This window comes from Lentzea sp. NPDC006480, from assembly GCF_040611995.1.
In the GTDB taxonomy this organism is placed as follows: Bacteria; Actinomycetota; Actinomycetes; order Mycobacteriales; family Pseudonocardiaceae; genus Lentzea.
Genome location: NZ_JBEXPJ010000161.1, coordinates 1 through 21,180, shown reverse-complemented (window position 1 = coordinate 21,180; position 21,180 = coordinate 1). Strand labels below are relative to the sequence as shown.

Below are 21,180 nucleotides of genomic sequence, written 5' to 3'. Positions count from 1 at the left end.
ATTCGATCAAGCGGGTCGAGATTTTGTCGGCGGTGCGGCGGAGTGTTCCTGGTCTGCCTGAGGTCGACCCTGTCGAGCTGGGCAAGCTCAGAACCCTCGATGAGATCACCGCACGGCTGGGCAGTGCGAAGCTCCCCGAGCGGGCGGGCACCGAGCGGGCGGGCACCGAGCACGCGGGCACCGAGCACGCGGGCACCGAACAGGTTGGCGGCCTGGTGCGATACGCGGTGCGAATGACACCGAGTGCCGCGCCTGGGCTCGCGCTCAAGGGGTTGCGCGACGGCAGGATCGTGGTCACCGACGACGGGCGCGGGATCGCGGCGCACGTCGTGAAGAGGCTTGTCGCGGCTGGTGCTGACGCGGTCGTGGGTGTGGCCGAGGGCGCGTACGGGGTCATTCACCTCGGTGGGCTCAAGGACGTCACGTCGGTCGACGAGGCGGTCGCGGTGCAGCGGGACGTGTTCGCCACGGCCCGCGCGGTGGCGGACAAGTGCGGTGTGTTCGTCACCGTGCAGGACACCGGCGGCGATTTCGGGGTCAGTGCCCGGGAACGCGCCTGGCTCGGTGGTGTCGCCGGGCTCACCCGGACGGCGCGGCGGGAGTGGGCCGGCGCCGGCGTCAAGGCCATCGACGTCGAGCGTGGGCGGCGGACTTCCGCGGCGGTGGCGCAGGCCGTCGTGAACGAGTTGCTGGCCGGCGGATCGGCGACCGATGTCGGGCTGCGGGCCGACGGTACGCGCCTGGTGGTCGAGGCTGTCGTGACGGGGCAACCCGAGGCGCGGCACGAGATCACCGGGAACGACGTCATCGTCGCCACCGGTGGTGCCAGGGGTGTGACCGCGGAGGCGTTGAAGGAGCTGGCACGGCAGCACAAGCCGAAGCTGGTGTTGCTCGGACGTACGCCCCAGCACGCGGAACCCGTCCACCTCAGGGGAATCACCGATGAGGCCGCGCTCAAGCGGGCCGTGGTGGACCATGTGACGAAGACGACGGGCAAGCCGCCGTTGCCCGCGAAGGTCAACGCCGAGGTGAGTGCGACGCTGGCCGCCCGCGAGGTCGCGAAGACCGTCGCGGACATCAGGCAGGCCGGTTCCCAGGTCCGGTACGTCGCCGTGGACGCGCGTGATCACGTTGCGCTGCGCCGGGAGCTCGACACCGTGCGCCAGGAGTGGGGCCCGATCACCGGCATCGTGCACGGCGCCGGAGTGATCGCGGACAAGCGCATCGCGGAGAAGACCGACGACCAGTTCGACCGGGTCTTCGACACCAAGGTCGAAGGGCTGCGCGGGCTGCTCGCGGTGACGGAGAACGACCCGATCCGCACGTTGTGCGTGTTCTCGTCGATCTCGGCGCACGTCGGCAACCCCGGCCAGTGCGACTACGCGATGGCCAACGAGGTGCTCAACCAGGTCGCGCACGCACAGGCACGGCCGGGCCGGCTGGTGCGCTCGATCGCCTGGGGCCCGTGGGAAGGCGGCATGGTCAGCCCGTCGCTCGCGGACCACTTCCACAGCCAGGGCGTGCCGCTGATCCCGATCGCCGACGGCGCGCGGCAGTTCGTCGCGGAGCTCACCGGCGCCGGCGAGGACGTCCACGTGGTCATCTCGGCGGGAGAGGCCGGACCGATCGACGGCGCCGAAGACACGACCGAGCGGGGCGAGATCCTGCTCAGCGCCAGGACGCACGCCTACCTCGCCGACCACGACATCGAGGGCACACCGGTCGTGCCGATCGCCCTCGCGCTGGAATGGTTCAGCGCGCACGGCGACGTCGTGACGGACGTGAAGGTGTTGCGGCGCATCGGGCTCGACAACTTCACGGGCACAGGTGACCGGATCACCGTCGAACGCACCGGTGACGCGCTGTCGATCGGCAGGCACTACAGCGGCCGCGTCGGCACCACGACCAGCCCGCGACAGTGGCAGGAACCGGTGACCCAGCCGGTGGGCCCCGACGTCTACGACGGGCACCTGCTGTTCCACGGGCCGATGTTCCAGGTGATCCGCGAGGTCGGCGGCATCTCCGCCGACGGCGCGGTCGCGACCGTCGCCGGGGCGCGGGAGATGGGCTGGTGCGGCCGGAATTGGCACACCGACCCGGCCGCTGTCGACGGTGGGCTGCAGCTCGCGTTGCTGTGGGCGCGTCAGGTCCTGGGCAAGGCGTCGTTGCCGATGGGCGTCGGGGAATGCCGTACCCACAAGCCCGGACTGCTCGACGGAACCACGAAATGCGTCCTCATCGCACGCCAGACGTGGGCTGACGGCGCCACGTGCGACATCGCGTTCGTCGACGCGGACGGGTCGGTACGGGCCGAGCTGATCGGCGTCGAACTCGTCGCGCGGCCGGAGGGGTGAGATGTTCGAACCGATCGCGATCGTCGGGCGTGGAGCAGTCCTGCCCGACGCGCTCGGGCCGGATGCCTTCTGGGACAACGTGAAGGCCGGCCGCGACAGCCTGTCGCACGCCCCGCAGGGCCGATGGCGGTGCGCGAGCCCCGAGGGCGCGTGGCACGACATCGGCGGCTACGTCAGGGGTTTCGACCTCGACGCCAGTGGGTTCGCGATCGATGTGCGCGGCCTGGACCAGCAGTTCCTCTGGGTCCTGCACGCCGTGCGGCAGGCACTGACCGAAGCGCGGGTGGCGGGGAGGAAGACCGGCCTGGTGCTCGGCAACCTGTCGTTCCCCACGATGGGCATGGCCGAGTACGCGGAACAGGTGTGGCGCAAAGGGCCCAGGCCGGACGCGCGCAACAGGTTCATGTCGGGTCTGCCCGCCCACCTCGCGGCGAAGGCGCTCGGCCTGGAGAACGGGTTCGCGCTCGACGCGGCCTGCGCGTCGTCGCTCTACGCGATCAAGCTCGCGTGTGACCAGCTGCACGACCGCAAGGCCGACGTCATGGTCGCGGGTGCGGTGAACTGCGCCGACGACCTGTTCATCCACACCGGCTTCTCCGCGTTGTCAGCACTGAGCAGGTCGGGCCGGAGCCGTCCGTTCCACCGTGACGCGGACGGCCTGGTTCCCGCCGAGGGCGCGGCGTTCGTCAGCCTCATGCGGCTCGCGGACGTCGGTGACCGCGAGGTCCTCGGCGTGATCCGCGGCGTCGGGCTGTCGAACGACGGGCGCGGCACCGGAATGCTCGTTCCCTCCGCCGAGGGCCAGGAACGCGCCATGCGGCTGGCCTACGAGATGGCCGGGATCGGGCCGGAAACCGTGTCGCTGCTGGAATGTCACGCCACCGGCACGCAGGTCGGCGACGCGGTCGAGGTCCGCAGCTCGGCGAGCGTGTTCGCAGGCCACACCGGACTCCCGATCGGCTCGGTGAAGTCGAACGTGGGTCACCTCGTCACGGCCGCGGGGGTCGCCGGTGTGCTCAAGGTGCTGGGCGCCATGAAGGACGGCATCCGGCCCGCGACCCTGCACGCCGACACCACGATCGAAGCGCTCGGCGGCACCCCGCTGCGGGTGCTCACCGAAGCCGAGGAGTGGACCGGCCCGAAGCGCGCCGCGGTCTCCGCGTTCGGCTTCGGCGGCAACAACGCCCACTTGATCATCGACGCCCCTGATCTTCATGTGGGGAGTTCTGCTGAACCTCAGGTTTGTGCAACCCCCGCTTCTGAAGATCAAGTGGCGATCGTGGCGGTGGTGGCGCCTGATCCGTTCAGCGGGGTGAAGGCGGGCAAGCGGGAGAGCGTCGACATCGCGTTGCAGGGGTTGAAAACGCCCCCACTCGATCTCAAGGTGACGCTGGCGCAGCAGCTCCTCGTGCTGGAGGCGGCCAGGGAAGCCGTCAAGGGCGTCGAGCTGCCACGTGAACGCACCATGGTGCTGGTCGGCATGGGGTGTGACGCCGAGGTCGCCCGGTACGGGGCCCGGTGGCGGGCGGACCTCGCCGAACGTGACGGTGTGGTGCCGGCCCTGACCAGTGCCGGCGTGGTCGGCACGATGCCGAACATCACTGCCAACCGCCTCAACTCGCACCTCGACCTGGCCGGGCCGAGCTTCACGGTGTCGGCCGAGGAAGCGTCAGGTGTGGTCGCACTGGAACTCGCCGCGCGCGCTCTGCGCAACAACGAGGCCGACGCGGCGGTGGTGGGCGCGGTCGACCTGTCGCACGAGCCGGTGCACGAGCAGGCGCTGGCCGACATCGGCATCACGCGGGAACCCGGCGACGCCGCCGTGGTGCTCGTGCTCAAGCGGCTGCGTGACGCGGCCCCGGAGGACGTCGTCGCCGTACTGGACGACGCGACCGCCGAGGCCGACCTGGTCATGGGCGACGAGGGCTTCGACCCGACCGGCATCTTCGGTGCTCCCCATGCCGCCAAGGGGCTTCTGGCCGTCGCGACGGCCGCGCTGGCGTTGCGGCACCGGGCGATGCCGCGGGTCGGAGCGCCCGCTGACCCGGCGTTCGACCTGCACACCGCCGAGGTCGTCACGCGGGCACTGGAGGCTCCGCAACGGCGTGTCCGGCTGCGTGCGCACCGGACCGCACCCCTGATCGCGGAACGCGCGCCGAAGCTGCACGTCTTCTCCGGCAAGGACAAAGCGGGCGTGCTCCAGGCTCTGCGCGACGGCCGCGAGTCGAACGACGGCCCGGCACGACTCGTCGTGATCGGTGAGACGGAACGACCGGTCGAGGCGTGGCTGACCGGCACGGCCCCGAAGCCGGAAGGGGTGGCGTTCCGCGAAACCCCGATCACGGGGGAGATCGGCTTCGTCTTCACCGGCGGACTCGCCGCCTATCCCGGGATGGGCCGCGAACTGCTCCTGGCCCACCCGCACGTCCTCGAGGACATCGAGGAACGGTCGGGTTCGGTGCGCGAGGTGGCGGGCTGGGCGTTCAACGGCCCGGACAGCAGGCCGGGTGACGTGCTCGACCAGATCTGGGGCACCGCGCTGCTCAGCCAGGTGCACGCGACGATCTCCCAGCAGGTCCTCGGCATCCGGCCCGACGCCGCTCTCGGCTACTCGGCCGGTGAGTCGAACGCGTTGGTGGCGCTGGGGGTCTGGACCGACATGCGGCAGCTCGTGCGGGACATGACCAAGAGCGGCATGTTCAGCGAACAGGTCGCGGGTGAGTTCGCCGCGATCCACCGGAGCTGGGCACGCCAGGGCATCACCGCCGCCAGGTGGAAGAACTTCCTCGTCGGAGTCGACCCCGAGCACGCCCGCAAGATGCTGCTCCACGAGCAGGCCGCACACCTCATCGCCGTCAACTCGCCGGAGTCGTGTGTCATCGGCGGCGACGAGCGGGCTTGCCGGCAAGTCTTGTCCACATTGGACACCACATACGTACTGCCGATCCCGTACGAGCTGGCGGTGCACACGCCCGAGCTCGCCGAGGTGCGCGACGAGTGGTGGCGGCTGCACTGCCGTCCCACGACACCGCCGCCCGGTGTGCGGTTCTACAGCTGTGCCACGGACGACTCCTATCTGCCGACGCCGGAACGGGTTGCGGACGCGCTCACCGCGCAGGCCGTCGGCACCATGGACTTCGCCGCCACGGTCCGGAAGGCATGGGACGACGGTGTGCGGGTGTTCATCGAGCACGGCCCGAAGTCGCTGTGCAGCGACTGGATTCGGCAGACGCTGGGGGACCGGGACCATCTGGCGATCCCCATGGACGCGTCCGACAGTCTCCGCCAGATCAGCCGGGTCGCCGCCGAGCTCACCGCCGCGGGCATCCCGGTGAACGCTCTCGACACCGGTTCACCCGAGGAACCCGGCCGTGTGATCACCCTCCCCGCCCATCCACCGGAGGTCAGGTTGTCCAGCACGACGACGATGGTCCGCGCTCCGCATCTCCCTCCGGTGCTGGCGACCGAGCCGCCGATCATGGCGGTCCGGGCACCGGTCGAGGCGCCGCACGAGGCAACAACTGCGGTGCCGGTCGAGGCAGCTGTCGAGGCAACCATCAAGGCGCCGGTCGGGGCAACGATCGAGGTGCCCGTCGAGGCGCCGGTCGAGCTGGTGCCCGGTCTGCCCGGACCGAAGTTCACCCGTGCCCAGCTGGAACACCTCGCCGGCGGGCGGATCTCGGAGCTGTTCGGCGAGCTGTTCAGGCCACAGGACCAGTACGACCGGCAGTGCCGCATGCCGCAGCCGCCCATGTTGCTCGCCGACCGGGTCACCGGGATCGACGCCGAACCCGCGACCATGGGCACCGGCACGATCTGGACGGAGACGGACGTCCAGCCGGACAGCTGGTACCTGGACAGCACCGGTCGCATGCCGCCGGGCATCCTCGTCGAGTCGGGGCAGGCCGACCTGCTGCTGATCAGCTGGCTGGGCGCCGACCTGCTCAACCAGGGCGAACGCGTCTACCGGCTGCTCGGCTGCGAGCTCACCTACCACGGCAGCCCGCCGCTACCCGGCGAGACGCTGCAGTACGAGATCACGATCGACGGGCACGCCGAGCTCAACGGCGTCCGGCTCTTCTTCTTCCACTACGACTGTCACGTCAACGGCGAGCTGCGGCTCTCCGTCCGAAAAGGACAGGCGGGGTTCTTCACCGACGCGGAGCTCGCGGCGACGACCGGGGTCATCTGGGACCCGGCGCGGGAACACCCGGATGGCACGTGCGACCAGCCGCTGGCGCGGGCGCCGCGCAGCTTCACCGCCGAGCAGGTGCGGGCGTTCGCCCAGGGCCGGCCGGCGGACTGCTTCGGCGACGCGTGGAGCGTGACCCGGTCGCATTCGCGGACGCCGCGCATCGACGACGGCCGGATGCTGTTCCTCGGCGAGGTCACGGACTTCGACGTCACGGGCGGACCGTGGCAACGCGGCTACCTCAGGGCCGAGACGCGGATCCGGCCCGACGACTGGTTCTTCGAAGGGCACTTCAAGAACGATCCGTGCATGCCGGGCACGCTGATGTTCCAGGGGTGCCTGCAGGCGATGTCGTTCTACCTGGCGGGGTGTGGTTTCACCATCGGCAACGACGCGTGGCGCTTCGAGCCGGTGCCCGGTGAGGCCTACGACATGCGATGCCGAGGCCAGGTGACGCCGGAGAGCAGGAACCTGACCTACGAGGTGTTCGTCACCGAACTCCAGGCGGGTCCGATTCCGACCGTCTACGCGGACGTTCTGTGCACAGTGGACGGAACGAAGGCCTTCCACGCCAGGCGGGTCGGCTTGCGGCTCGTGCCGGACTGGCCGCTCGACCAATGGCGCCAGGAGATGGCCGGCGAGATGGCGGAGGACACCAGGGCGATCACGGTCGACGGCGTGAAGTTCGACTACGCCTCGCTGCTGGCATGTGCGTGGGGCAAGCCGTCCGAAGCGTTCGGCGCGCTCTACGACCGCTTCGACTCGCACCGCCGGGTGGCGCGTCTTCCCGGGCCTCCCTACCACTTCATGACCAGGGTGATCGAGGCGACCGGAAAGCTCGGCGGCATGGAGCGCGGCAGTTCGTGCGTCGTGGAGTACGACGTGCCGGACGACGTCTGGTACTTCGACCAGAACCACGGCACGATGCCGTTGTCCGTGCTGATCGAGGTCGTGTTGCAGCCGTGCGGCTGGTTCGCCTCGTACGTCGGGTGCGCGGTCGAGATCGACCAGGACCTGTTGTTCCGCAACCTCGACGGCAAGGGCACCATCCACCGGATGATCACCCCGGACACCCAGGTGATCAGCACGCACGTGACGCTGCGCGACATCTCGGTCAACGGCACGATGATCATCGTCTCGTTCGACGTGAAGTGCTACGGCGACAACGAGCTCGTCTATGAGCTCGACACCGCGTTCGGCTTCTTCCCGCCCGAGGCGTTCGTCGACCAGCCCGGTCTCGGCTCGACACCGGAGGAACGCGCGGCGATGGCGCCGGCAGTGCCGCCGAGGGAGACGAACGTCGACCTGTCGCGGCACCGCGAGCTGGCCGGTTCGATGCTGCTGATGCTCGACCGCGTCACGGGGTACGACCCCCGTGGCGGCAAGGCCGGACTCGGCAGGCTCACCGCGGAGAAGGACGTCGATGCGGGGGAGTGGTTCTTCAAGGCCCACTTCTTCCAGGATCCCGTCCAGCCCGGTTCACTCGGCATCGAGGCGCTGTACCAGCTGTTGCAGGTCTACCTGCTGGAGCAGGGGGCGGCAGAGGGCCTGACGAACCCGCGGTTCGAGATGATGATGGACAGTCAGCCGATGGTGTGGAAGTACCGCGGCCAGGTCGTGCCGTCGCAGCACGTGATCGGCTCCGAGCTGGAGATCACCGAGTACGACGCCGAACAGCGTTGCGCCAGGGCGAAGGCGTGGCTGTGGGTCGACGGCAAGCGCATCTACAGCGCCGTGGACCTCGGCGTCCGGCTGGTCGGTGACGACAGCGAGGCGAACTGGCTCTCCGACCACCGGCCGACGTGGACTGTTCCGGTGCTGCCGATGATGTCCGTGCTGGACGAGCTCGCCTCCGGTGGCGCACAGGCGCTCAAGGACGTCGAGCTGCGCCGGTGGATCCCCGCCGATCGAACACCCCGGCTGAGGGTCGACCGGAACGAGGACGAGGTCCGGTTGATGCAGTGGCGGGAGGCACGGACCGCCGCGCTGTCGCGGTACGAGGAGGTCGCGTCGGCGGTGACCACCGAGCCCGGCAGGCGCCCCGCGGCGTTCCCCGAGCTCCCGAACGCCACGCCTGTCACGGACTTCTACACGTCCGGCGCGTTGTTCCACGGTCCCGCGTTCCAGTACCTCAAGTCGCTTCGGCGCGGCGCGGGCGGCGCCTCGGGAGTGCTCGACGCGAGCGCTGGAACGGTGCCGCGCGGGAACCTGCATCAAGGCCTGCTCGACGCGGCGACGCACGTCATCCCGCACGACAGCATGTGGCAGTGGTACCAGGAGATCCCGCGTGACGAGGTCGCGTACCCGTACAAGATCACGAGCTTCGAGCAGTTCACCCCACTGCCCGACACCGGTGAGGTGCGGGTCGAGGCGCGGTTCGGCGGGTTCGAAGGCGGCGACCGGAGGTTCCCGGTCGTGCACCTGCAACTGCTGCGGGACGGCCAGGTGCTGGTGGCGATGCGGCTCGTCGAGGTGCTGATGCCGACCGGGACGTTCGGCGCCGCCGCGCCCGGGCAACGGAGAGCGTTCCTCAGAGATCGTGTCTACGCCGGCGGGCTCGGCCTGTCGTCCACCGTGGACGGGGTGACGACGCTGACCTACGAGGACGTCGTGGCGTGCGACTGGCTCGCGGGAACGGTCGCCACCGCGTACGGCCTGCCCTCAGGCTCGCGCGGCCGCGACCACCTGGTGCACATCGCCGTGGCGGACCACGTCGCGAGGCTCGCCAGGACCCATCCGTCCGCGGTGCGGGTCACCGGGCACACCGCCGAGGTGGACGGCACGAGGTATCGCCTGCACGTCGACGAGCGGGAGGACGCGGTCACGGTGCGCTCCTGACACCGCTGCCGCTGCCAGGAAGCTCTTCGTGGCTTCGGCCGTTTCCAAACGGTCCCATGCCGCTGAACGGCACGAGACAAGACCAGCAGCACCGCGCATCCGTAACTTCCGATGCGACGGGTACGTACAAGTGTGTAGCGCCATGGAGGGCCACTGCCGTGACCGAATCCATCCTGTCGTCCTTCTCGCGACTGCGTGCCTGTGATCCGGACCGGCGCATGTTCACGTTCGTGGACGAGAAGGGCGACGACGAGGCCACCCGGACCGTCCGCGAGCTCGGCGAGGCCGCCGACCGTGTCGTGGAGTCGCTGCGGGCCAAAGGTCTACAGCCCGGTGACCGGGTCCTGCTCGTGTACCCGCCGTCACTGGACTTCGTCGAGGCGTTCCTCGGCTGCCTCGCGGCCGGCGTCATCCCGGTGCCCGTCTACCCGCCGAACCCGTTCAAGCTCAAGAAGGATCTCGCGACGTTCACCGCGATCGCGGAGAACTCCGGCGCGCGCTGCGTGCTGACGAGCAGCGCCTACGACCGATCCCGCATGGCCGGCTCGGTGACGAGCTTCTTCAGTTCCGACGCTCCCAAGTGGCCGTCGCTGGCGTGGTACCGCACGGACAAGCTGCGTCCGGCGTCCACCCCGCGGTGGCACGAGCCGGCCGGTCCACACGAGACAGCATTGCTGCAGTACACGTCCGGATCGACCTCGACCCCCAAGGGCGTGATGCTCAGCCACGGCAACCTGGCGCACGAGGTGCTCGCGAACGCCGCGGACCTCGGGCTCGGCCCCGGCACGCGCGGTGTGTTCTGGGTACCGCAGTACCACGACCTCGGCCTGATCAGCGTGATCCTGTCGACCATCGCGGGCAACAGCACGACCACCCTGATGTCCCCGCTGACCTTCCTGCAACGCCCTGCTGTGTGGTTCGACGTGATGTCGCGGGTGCGTGCCACGCACACGGCGGCGCCGAACTTCGCGTTCGAGCTCTCGGTCCGCAAGACGACGGCAGACCAGCGGGCGCAGTGGGACCTCTCGGCGTTGCGCGTGATCATGTCCGCCGCCGAGCCGATCCGCCCGGCCACGGTGGCCGCGTTCTTCGACGCGTTCGAACCGTCCGGTGTGGACAGTGAGGTCTTCTTTCCCGCCTACGGCCTCGCCGAGCACTCGGTGAGCGTGTCCATGGGCGGCAAGGCCACGCTGCACGTCGACAAGGAAGCGCTCGAGTCCGGGCACGTCGTGCCGTCGGAGCAGGGTGTGCCGTACATCGGCTGCGGGCGGATCACGAAGCCCGGCGCGGTGGTGCGCATCGTCGATCCCGCCGCATGCGTGCCGGTGCCGGAAGGCCGGGTCGGTGAGATCTGGGTCGACTCTCCCACCAAGGGACAGGGCTACTGGGGCATGGAGCAGGAGACGCTGCGCACGTTCCGGGCTCGGATCGAGGGTGACGACCGCGAGTACCTGCGCACCGGTGACCTCGGGTTCCTCCACGAGGGCGAGCTGTTCGTCACCGGGCGCAGCAAGGATCTCATCATCGTGCGCGGGCGGAACATGTACCCGGCGGACATCGAGGACAGCGTCCGCGACTGCCATCCGATGATCCGGCCGGGCGGGCTCGCGGCGTTCGCCGTCGGCACCGATGAGGGCGAGCAGCTCGTGCTGTTCGTGGAGACGCGGCAGGACAAGGTGAGTTCCGCGCAGCTCGACGAGATCCGCGAGTCGGTGCGGCGCCGGGTGTACGAGGATCACCAGCTCGGATGCCACGCGATCGTGATCGGACCCGTGGGAACCGTGCGGAAGACGACGAGCGGCAAGGTACGCCGGCTGGCGTGCAAACAGGCCTTCGAATCGGGAGAGGTCGCCGCATGAGGTTCTCCACCGGTCCGAACGACTTCGCCGACGTCGACGATGAGTTCCGGCAGGTGCTCGCGGACCTCGGCACCCTGGTCGCGGCGTCGCGGACGACCAGGCGCCGGGTGTTCCACCGCAACGCCACCGGCGCCGCCGGATCGTTGCGGATGCTGGACTCCCCGGATCTGCCGGCGCACGCGTTCTTCCAGCCGGGCAGGGAGCTCGACGTCATCGCCCGGTACTCCAACAGCATGGAGTCCGACGACATCGCCCCGGCGATCCGCGGGATCTCCCTGCGCATCGGCGACCTGGACCTGTCGCTCAACACAGGTGCGCGTTTCTTCGCGCGGACGGCGGACATCTTCCGTCGTTACTCCGCCGGCGACGCCTCCTCGCTCGTCGACGAGATTCCCGGTTTCCGGGAGACGGCGTGGAACCTGTACCGGCACGCGACCTCTTACGCCGACTATCACTACTACTCGCAGGTGCCGACCGGCTTCACCGCGCTGGACGGCACGCAGTGGCTGATCAGGTATCGGCTGGTGCCCGCGGGCGGCGTGCCGGACGCGGGGTTCGTGGATCCCGGGGACCGGTTTCTGCCGCCGGAGCCGCCCGGTGAGCTGGAGCGGTTCGACGAGGAGGACGAGCGGTCGCGGACGTTCCTGCACGAGGAACTGCGCCACCGCCTGGAATGCGGTGCCGTTTCGTCGCTGCTTCAGGTCCAGCTGCACCCGGTCAGCGCGTCCGACGAGGACAACGAGGCCGCGCTCGACTGCACGCGTGAGTGGGACCTGCCGTGGCGTGACGTCGCAGTGCTGAGCCTGGACTCCTTGCTGCACAACGACGAGATCGAAGGACTGCGGTTCAACGTCGGCAACACGCCCGAAGGTCTGGGCGTCGTGCTGGCGTCGTCGCCACACGAGGCCGCGTCGCTGAACCACCTGCGGGCCATGGTCTATCAGCAGACCGCGGCCGCACGGCTCGGGGCGTCGCGCACGGTCGTGGTCGTCGGTGCCGGACCTGCCGGACTCTCGACGGCGCGGGAGCTGGAGAAGGCCGGGCATCGCGCGATCGTGCTGGAGGCGCTGCCGTCGGTGGGCGGCAAGTGCGAGTCGGTCGACATCGACGACCGCGCGTACGACCTGGGCGGGCACGTCTGCACGACGCAGTACGAGAACGTCGCGCGCCTGGCCGTCGAGCTCGGCGTGCCGACCGAGGACACGACACCGCACCGGGTCTACTCCGATGGCGAGTCGGCGCCGCAGAGCACGGCGTTCTTCCAGCGCGACTCGTTCCGTCGCTACACCGAGCTGCGGGACCAGGAGTTCCCGGACATCGCCACGGCGGGTCTGGCGCACTCCGCGCGGTCACTCGCCACGCCGGTCCGTGAATGGCTCGCCGAGCACGGACTCGAGTCGATGGCCGAGTCGCTGGGCACGGGCTACACGGCTGCCGGATACGGCTATCTGGCAGGGGATCTGCCCGCGTTGTACTTCGTCAAGTACGCCGAGATGACGGGCCTGCTGTCGGCTCGGCCCCAGCTGCTCGGGCATCCCGGCAGCTTCACGATCGTCGGTGGTTTCAAGGGACTGTGGGAGAAGGTCGCGGCCGGGCTGAGCGACGTCCGTTGCGGCGTCACGATCACGTCGATCAACCGGGACCCGGACAAGTCGACCGGTGGCGTGCTCGTGCGGACCGATCAGGGTGACGTCGTCGCGGACGACCTCGTGCTGACCGTGCCGATCTCGCAGCTGCTGGACGTCATCGACGCCTCGCCGGACGAGGTCGACCTGGCCCGCCGCGTGCGGGTGATGGACTACTACACCACGGTCGTGTCGGCCACCGGGCTGCCGGAGTCGGCGTTCTTCCTGCTCGACGCGGAGCCGGGCCACGCGGTGTCGTTCCACCACCGGTACCCCGAGAGCGACGTCTACGCGGTGTACTCCTACGGCGCTCCTGATCTGGACGGTGACGACATCGTCCGCATCTTCCGCGACGACGTCGAACGCATGGGCGGCGTGATGGGCGAGGTGCACGCACAACGACGGTGGAAGTTCCTCCCGCACTTCGGCAGCGAGGACATCCGCGACGGCGTGTACGACCGCATCGAGCACATGCAGGGCCGCAACCACACCTACCACGCGGGCAGCCTGCCGTCCTACGAGCTGGTCGAGTGCACCATGGCGTACTCGAAGTCCTTGGTGCGCCGGCACTTCGGCGGCTCGCCCGAGGACGACGACGTGTTCGGCCACTACGCCGTGATCGAGGAGGACCGGCCCGCGCCGACCCTGGACGCGCTGCGGTCGTGGCTCATCGACCACGTGGCGTCAGAACTCCGGGTCGAGCGTGACTCCATCAGCGCCGAGTCGCGTCTGGACGGTTTCGCGCTGGAGTCGATCTCGGTGGCGGCGCTGCAGTCCGGGTTGTCGGACTGGCTCGGGTTCCGCATCCCGCACACGTTGTTCCTGGAACACCCGACGATCGAGGCCGTCGCACGGCATCTCGCGGTCGAGGAGGAACAGACCGTCGAGCCGGTGGCACGTCGTCAGGAGACGACCTCGCTGCTGCTCGGGCTGACCTCGGCGCGGCCGTTCTTCTGCGTCGGCGGGGCGCTGGGCGCGGCGTACTACCTGCTCAAGCTCGCGCGTGACATCGGATCGGCGCGTCCGTTCTACGGGCTGCGCGCGCCCGGCTACGACGGCCTCGAAGAACCGCTCGACACCGTGGAGGAGCTGGCGGCGCGGTACATCCAGGAGATCCGGCTCGTGCAGCCGTACGGGCCGTACCTGCTGGGCGGGCACTCGTTCGGTGGTGTCGTCGCGTACGAGATGGGCCGTCAGCTGCGGCGCGCGGGCGAGGAGGTCACGCGGATCGTGCTGCTCGACGCGTACGTTCCCCAGCCCGGTCAGGACCTGCCGCCGATCGACGACGCGGCCGCCATCGAGGAACTGATGACCATGAACCGCCTGGCGTTCGCGTCCGGTGGCCCGGCCGGGGTGGAGATCGACCCGGCGCTGGCGATCTCCGAGCAGAAGGAACGGCTCGGCAGGTTCCTCGGCGCCACCGGTTCGCTGCCGGTGGAGGAGCACATCAGCACAATGCTGCGCGTCTACCAGGCGAACCTGGAGGCGAACGTCAAGTACCAGCCGCTGCCGTCGGACCTGCATGTCACGTTGCTGAAGGCGGCCGGTGGGTTCCCGCCCGTCATGAAGCCGCACCGCAACACGGCGTTGAAGCTCGACTGCGCCGCGAACGGCTGGGAGCACGTGTCGTTGGGGTCACTGTCCGTTGTGGACATTCCGGGTGACCACTTCACGATGTTCGTCGAGCCGAACGACGAGATCATCGCCGCGACCGTGCACCAGTGCCTGGCCGAGGAGGAACGCCGCAGCGCCAACACGGTCGGCTCGCGGACGTTGGCGTTCAACCCCGAGGACCCCGCGTTCCTCAACGACCCGTACCCGTTCTACCGCGCACTGCGGGAGAGCTCGCCGCTGCACTACGAGGACACGCTCGGCGGCTGGGTGCTGACGAGGTACGACGACGTGTCGCAGCTGTTGCGTGACCACCGGGTGATCCGGCCGCCGGTGACGGACTACCTGTTCGCGTCCGTTCCGCAGGTGCAACGCGACGAGATGAGCAACTTCGAGCGCCAGCTCTCGGGCTCGTTGCCGTTCACCAACGCCCCCTACCACACGCGGCTGCGCGGGTTGCTGGGCAAGGCTTTCACACCTCGCCGGGTGAAGGCGATGCGGGCGCGGGTCGCCGAGGTCACCGACTCGCTGCTGGACGAGGTGTCCGACGGCACCGAGCTCATCTCGACGGTGTGCTACCCGCTTCCGTCCACGGTGGTCATGGAGTTCATCGGGGTGCCCGAGCCCGAGCACGCGCGGATGACGGCACTGGCGACGCAGATGATGGCGTTGCTCGGTGCGCAGTACGCCAAGGACGCCCCGCTCGTCGCCCGCAAGGCGCACGCGGCGATGAACGAGTTCGTCGAGTACATGAGCGGACTGATCGAGGAGCGTCGTTCCGCGCCGTGCGAGGACCTGTTGTCGACGTTGATCGGCGGTGAGCTCTCCGACGAGGAGCTGATCCTCAACTGCATGGCGTTGCTCAACGCCGGCCTGGAGACGACGGCGAACTACCTGGGCAACGGCACGCTCGCGTTGCTGCGCAACCCGGAGCAGATGGCCTTGCTGCGCAACAACCTCTCACTCGCGGAGTCGGCGGCGGAGGAGCTGCTGCGGTACGACGGCCCAGCGCCGATCATGACGCCGCAGCTCGCCGACGCCGACCTCGAGATCGGCGGACAGCTCATCAGGAAGGGGCAGCTGATCTACCCGATCGTGGGTGCCGCGAACCGCGACCCCGACCGGTTCGCCGACCCCGAGCGGCTCGACGTGTCACGTCCGCCGAACGGACAGCTCAGCTTCGGCTTCGGCCCGCACTTCTGCATCGGAGCCGCACTGGCCCGCATCGAGGGTCAGGAGTACTTCACCAGGCTCGTGACCCGTTTCCCGAACCTGCGCCTGGACCCGGAGGCGCCACCCCCGATGTTCCGCGACGACCCTCTCCTGCGCGGCCTGCAGACCCTCCACGTCCGCGTCGACCCGGCCTAGGCAACCACGCCAAGTCCCCGCACCGGCGGCGTTCAGGGGCCGGTCACCAGGCCTTCCCGGACCGCCCACAGGGCTGCCTGAGTGCGGGAGGCCAGGCCGAGCTTGCTCAGGACGTTGGACACGTGGGTGCGGGCGGTGCGTTCGCTGATCATGAGGGCGTCGGCGATGTCCCGGTTGGACTTGCCGTGGGCGACCAGTACCAGGATCTCGCGCTCGCGCGGGGTCAGCGCGGTCGCGGTGCGTTGCGGGGCGATCAGCGACTGGGTCAGGGTGCGGGCCACGGCGGGGTCGAGGTGCACCTGGCCGCGCGTGGCGGCACGGACGGCGGCACCCACCTGGTCCGCCTCGGCGTCCTTGAGCAGGTAGCCGGCGGCACCCGCTTCCAGCGCGACGTGAACGCGTTCGGCCTCGCTGAAGCTGGTCAGCGCCACGACCTCGACCTGCGGGTACAGCCGCTTGATCGCCTTGGTGGCGCCGATGCCGTCCAGGCGTGGCATCAGCAGGTCCATCAGCACGACGTCCGGTAGTTCCTCGCGCGCGGCGAGCACGGCCAGCTCGTCCAGCGCGGCCTGGCCGTCGGCGGCTTCCCCGATGACGTCGATGTCGTCGAGCATGTCGAAGAAGGCACGCATGCCGCGGCGCACCACGGAGTGATCGTCGACGAGGAACACCCGGATCGGCGTGGGTGCGGCAGGCCGGGTCATCGTGGCTGTCCTGGATGTGGTGACGGGACGGGAAGAACAGCGCGGATCGTGGTCGATCCCGTGGGGACGCTGTCGATGACGAGCTCGCCTCCGATGCGGTTCATGCGTTCACGCATACCTGACAGTCCCATTCCCGCGGAGCGCACGGTGGCCGGGTCGAACCCGGTTCCGTCATCGGTCACCTCGATGACCACTCCATCGGACACCTCTTCGATGCGGATGTCGATACGTCGGGGACGGGCGTGTTTCACACTGTTGTGCACGGCTTCCTGCACCACGCGGAACAGTTCCTCCTCTGCCCGGTCGTCGAGCGCCAACCGGTAGTCCGGCGCGTCGACGACGATGTCGAGCCCCTCGCGCGACGCGATGGCCGCGGACTGCTTGCGGATCGCCTCGGCGAGGCCGTCCTCGTGCAGCGCGTCCGGCCGCAGCTGGAACAACGAGGCACGCATCTCCGAGAGCGCGCCCTGGGTGAGGCTGCGCAGCTCCTTGAGGCCGCGCGCGACCTTGCCGTCCGGATCACCGCCCTCGCGCTGGACCGCGAGCTCGACGGCACGGGTGTGCAGTGTCATCGAGAACAACGCCTGGGAGACCGAGTCGTGCAGTTCGCGCGCCAGCCGGTGGCGTTCCTCCAGCGCGGCCACCTGCGACGCCTCGTCGAGCATCTCCATCACCTCCTCGATGCGCAGCTGCTCCTCACCGGCGACGGACGTGAGGATGATCCGCGCCGACGCGGCGCCGACGGCACCGGCGAGCACGGTCTCCACGTGGTGCACCAGACCGGCATCCGCGTCCTTTGTGGACTGGAAGTCGTCCAGCGCCGACTCGCGCGCGTACTCCTCGAAAGCGCGGTCGGCGGCTCGTCCGCCCATGTAACGACGAAGCACCTCGTGCAGTGACGCGACGGACACCCGGCCGCGCAGCAGGCGTGGTCGTTCGGGGTCGGCCAGCGCGTCGACGAACAGCACGGCCTGGGCCTGTTCGCGTGCCTTCGGGTGACCGAGCAGCGAGACGCCGACGTAGCCACCGATGTTGAGCAGCATGCTCCAGAACATGCCGTGGCTGATGTTGTCCATGCCGTTGATGCCGAGCAGGTGTTCTGGCCGCAGCCACGAGATCCCGAACGGACCGTCGTCGAGGAACGTCTGGGGCAGCCAGCCCGTCGCGGTGAAGGTCGGCAGCAGCAACGTGTACAGCCACACCGCGAACCCGCCGCACAGCCCGACGAGCACACCGTTGCGGGTGCCGCCCTTCCAGAACAGCCCGCCGAGGATCGCGGGCGCGAACTGGGCGACCGCGGCGAACGACACCAGTCCCATCGACGCCAGCGCCGCACCCTCGCTCGCGAGCCGGAAGTACACGTACCCCAGCAGCATCAGCGCCACGATCGCCACCCGCCGGGTGATCAGGATGGCGCGGGCGAGGTTGCCCCGGTACCCGCGGTGCAGCAACGCGGGCACGACGAGCGAGTTCGACACCATCGTGCTCAGTGCGACGGTCTCGACGATGATCATGCCGGTGGCCGCGCTCAGCCCGCCGACGAACACCAGCAGTGTCAACGCCTCCTGACCCGCGGCCATCGGTACGGTCAGCAGGTAGGTGTCGGCGTCGACCGCGCCGCCCAGCCGCACCAGGCCCGCCGCGGCGATCGGCACCACGAAGAGGCTGATCACCAGCATGTACAGCGGGGTCAGCCACATGGCACGCTTGACGTGCCGTTCCTCGACGTTCTCCACGACCGCGACCTGCCACTGCCGGGGCAGCAGGATGATCGCGAGCATCGACAGGATGTTGAGCCACACCCAGCTGCCCGTGGTGTCGCTGAGTCCGAAGACCGCGGTCTGCCCGGCGGCGGAGGCGCGCGCGAAGAGGTCGCCGAACCCGTTGTACAGCCCCCAGACCACGCCGACGCCGGCCGCGACGAACGCCACCAGCTTGACGATCGACTCGAACGCGATCGCGGTGACCATGCCCTCGTGCCGCTCGGTGGCGTCGAGATGCCTGGTGCCGAACAGGATCGTGAACCCGGCGAGCAGCAGCGCCACGTACAGCGCGGTGTCCTGCAGCAGCGGCACCTGGCCGAGCTCGGACGACGGCGTGATCACCGGATGCCTGCGGATGATCTCGAACGTGTTGGAGACGGCCTTGAGCTGCAACGCGATGTACGGGATCACCCCGACGACCGCGATGACCGCGACCAGGCCGCCCAGCGTCACACTCTTGCCGTAGCGGGCCGAGACGAAGTCCGCGAGCGAGGTGATGCGGTGGCGACGGCTGATGCGGATGATCCGCCGCAGCACCAGCCAGCCGAGGGTGAGCATGATCGTCGGGCCGAGGTAGATCGGCAGGAAGCCCACGCCGGTCGTGGCCGCGCGGCCGACGCTGCCGTAGTACGTCCACGATGTGGCGTACACGGCAAGGGAAAGCGCGTAGACCGTGCCCCGCCCGCCGAGCAGGCTGCGGCCGGTGTCGGCGCGCCGGTCGCCGTAGAACGCGACGGCGAAGAGGACTCCGAGGTACGCGATGGAGACGGTGATGACGAACCAGGTCTGCAGCACGACGTCATCCCGACCTTCGGACGAGCACTGTGACGAGTGCGATCACCACCGCCCAGGCACCGAACAGGTACACCCACACGACTGGGACGTGAAGGACCTGGTGGCCTTGGTCGAACACGGACAACAGCGGCGGCACGAACAGCACGAACCCGAACACGGCAACGAACACTGTCAGGCCGGTGAACCGCCCGTCATCGCGTGTTCCATTCGTGCCACGTCGCATCCGTGTACCACCCGCTGTCCTGTGCGCGACCTGGTCGTACGACAGTCCGTGCCCAGGTCGGAACTCTGCGTGGGACGACCGGAGCCTAGTGCGAATGGACCAGTTCAAGAAGTGGACACGACTTGTTTTCGTGGAAAGTCCACCCTCTGGGTGGGGCCGGGCTATTCGTTTGATTCCATTTGGACTGCCCGGTGAATCGCAATCGACGCTGTACGCGAGGGTCGAGACGTTTCAGCGAAGTTGACGTTGTTCGCGCATCGCTGGCAGGGTCGATCCCGAGGGCGTCTTCGCGGGGCTGGGGGTGAACGGCCGGAATCAGTCCACTGACGATTGCCCTGGCTCGCTCGAACCACGGCGAATCCCACTCTGTCGCAGCAGAGATCGAGAGGAAGTATTTTGACGTTGAGAACCAGAGTTTTCGCGCTCATCACGTTCACTCTGTCCGTGGCCCTGGTCGGTACCACGCCGGCGCCCGCCGCCACTGCCCAGACCGTGGAGCTCGCCGCGCCGGCCGGCAGCGGCCTCCCGCCCTACGTCGCCGTCATCAAGCCGGTCACCGCGAAGCGGCTCGCCTCCAGCTGGCGCGAAGGCTGCCCCGTCGGGCCCGATCAGCTGCGGCTGATCAGCCTGAACTTCGTCGGCTTCGACGGTGCGGTGCACCGCGGCGAACTGGTCGTCAACGCCGATCTCGCCGCGGAGGTCGCCCGCGTCTTCGCCGACCTGTACTTCAGCCGGTTCCCCATCCAGCGGATGGAGACCGTGGAGAAGTACGACTCCGACGACGACGCGTCGATGGCGGCGAACAACACCTCGGCGTTCAACTGCCGGGCGATCACCGGCGGCACCGCCTGGTCCAACCATTCCTACGGACGGGCCATCGACATCAACACCGTGCAGAATCCCTACATCTCCCGCAGCGGCACGGTCTACCCGCCCAACGGCGCGCCCTACGTCGACCGCACCCAGAACGTGCCCGGCATGATCCACGCGGGCGACGCGACCGAGCAGGCGTTCACCACACGTGGCTGGACCTGGGGCGGCTTCTGGGAAACTCCGATCGACTACCAGCATTTCGAGAAGCCCTGACACCAGCCCGAGAAGCCGTCGGCCCGGCGCGTCGTACCGAGCAACGCGAACAACGCCCGGGATCGCCGCCGGATGGAGTGGCGGCGGTTCCTGCTGCTGATCACGGATGTGGCGAGTACCGGCTGTTCCTGGAATTCCGCCACGGTGGACAGCTGCACACCGCGGCACTCACCGTCGCCGTGCGGCGATCCGGGGCCACCAGCCGGGGAGTGCCTGTCGGTACGCGGCGTGCTGATCGCCGAAGCTGCGCTCAGCGATGGTCGTTGAAACAGGTTCCCGGACGAGTGAGGTCGCGTCACCCGGTCAGGCGAGAGCTGATCATCGGGACGGGTTCCGGCGAATAATGGCGAGCCGTGGACCTGGAGCGTTTCACCGACTCACGTCGCTGGCCGGTGGTCGTGGACTGCCTGCTGGCCGCCGCGGTGCTCGGTCTGCAGCTGCTCAGCATGTACTTCATCGACGGCCTGCGGGACTACTTCACGTGGGAGGTCGCGCTCGAGGTCTGCGCGTGCGCGGCGCTGATGCTGCGCAGGAGGTTTCCGGTCCTGGTGCTGCTCTGGATCCTCGCGGTGGCTCTGGTGCACGACTGGGGCCTCTACTACGCATCCGAGACGGCCTTCGGTCCCAACGTCTTCGCCATCATGGTCGCCGTCTACACAATGGCCACGGCGTTGAACACCACCCAGGCGGTTCTGCTCCTGATCTGTAACGGTTTCCCGTTCTTGGACCAGCCCGCGGCGGCCAGTGCCCGCTCGGCGGCCG

The 21,180-nt window shown here is 69.0% G+C and carries 9 protein-coding genes; 6 read left to right on the top strand and 3 right to left on the bottom strand.

Annotated elements, in window-relative coordinates; translation table 11 throughout:
• From ABZX92_RS37985 to ABZX92_RS37970, 4 genes are all read left to right on the top strand, one after another.
• Positions 1-2,354 (top strand): SDR family NAD(P)-dependent oxidoreductase (locus ABZX92_RS37985; RefSeq protein ID WP_355570304.1); only part of this gene is annotated, 2,354 nt, incomplete at its 5' end.
• A 1-nt stretch (position 2,355) separates the two neighbouring features.
• The gene (locus tag ABZX92_RS37980; RefSeq protein WP_355570303.1) at positions 2,356-9,384 is read left to right on the top strand and encodes a beta-ketoacyl synthase N-terminal-like domain-containing protein; all 7,029 of its coding nucleotides are present in this window, start codon (positions 2,356-2,358) and stop codon (positions 9,382-9,384) included.
• A gap of 158 nt (positions 9,385-9,542) precedes the next feature.
• Positions 9,543-11,243, top strand: a complete 1,701-nt coding sequence (locus ABZX92_RS37975) for a fatty acyl-AMP ligase (RefSeq protein WP_355570302.1) — start codon at positions 9,543-9,545, stop codon at positions 11,241-11,243.
• Positions 11,240-15,847 carry a cytochrome P450 gene (locus tag ABZX92_RS37970; RefSeq protein WP_355570301.1) on the top strand — a complete coding sequence of 1,536 codons (4,608 nt, stop codon included), beginning with the start codon at positions 11,240-11,242 and terminating at the stop codon, positions 15,845-15,847. Before ABZX92_RS37975 ends, ABZX92_RS37970 begins: the two co-directional genes overlap by 4 nt.
• A 32-nt stretch (positions 15,848-15,879) precedes the next feature.
• Here ABZX92_RS37970 and ABZX92_RS37965 read toward each other — a convergent pair whose 3' ends face one another.
• From ABZX92_RS37965 to ABZX92_RS37955, 3 genes are read right to left on the bottom strand one after another with little or no spacing between them, the layout of a single operon-like run.
• Positions 15,880-16,551, bottom strand: coding sequence for a response regulator transcription factor (locus tag ABZX92_RS37965; protein ID WP_355570300.1), 672 nt, complete (start codon positions 16,549-16,551; stop codon positions 15,880-15,882).
• Entirely contained in the window at positions 16,548-19,109 is a 2,562-nt protein-coding gene (locus ABZX92_RS37960) for a histidine kinase (RefSeq protein WP_355570299.1), read from the bottom strand. Before ABZX92_RS37960 ends, ABZX92_RS37965 begins: the two co-directional genes overlap by 4 nt.
• A gap of 4 nt (positions 19,110-19,113) precedes the next feature.
• Positions 19,114-19,278, bottom strand: a complete 165-nt coding sequence (locus tag ABZX92_RS37955) for a hypothetical protein (protein ID WP_355570298.1) — start codon at positions 19,276-19,278, stop codon at positions 19,114-19,116.
• A 456-nt stretch (positions 19,279-19,734) separates the two neighbouring features.
• Between ABZX92_RS37955 and ABZX92_RS37950 the strand changes: the two genes are divergently transcribed.
• Together ABZX92_RS37950 and ABZX92_RS37945 are read left to right on the top strand one after the other, a co-directional pair.
• Positions 19,735-20,418, top strand: a complete 684-nt coding sequence (locus ABZX92_RS37950; RefSeq protein WP_355570297.1) for a M15 family metallopeptidase — start codon at positions 19,735-19,737, stop codon at positions 20,416-20,418.
• A 353-nt stretch (positions 20,419-20,771) separates the two neighbouring features.
• Positions 20,772-21,180: hypothetical protein (locus ABZX92_RS37945; protein WP_355570296.1), on the top strand; the 409-nt coding region annotated here is incomplete at its 3' end.

Bases quoted from the DNA above. Each gene is read 5' to 3' on its own strand.
- ABZX92_RS37970 (WP_355570301.1), top strand. From the start codon at position 11,240: ATGAGGTTCTCCACCGGTCCGAACGACTTCGCCGACGTCGACGATGAG.
- ABZX92_RS37965 (WP_355570300.1), bottom strand. From the start codon at position 16,551: ATGACCCGGCCTGCCGCACCCACGCCGATCCGGGTGTTCCTCGTCGAC.
- ABZX92_RS37980 (WP_355570303.1), top strand. From the start codon at position 2,356: ATGTTCGAACCGATCGCGATCGTCGGGCGTGGAGCAGTCCTGCCCGAC.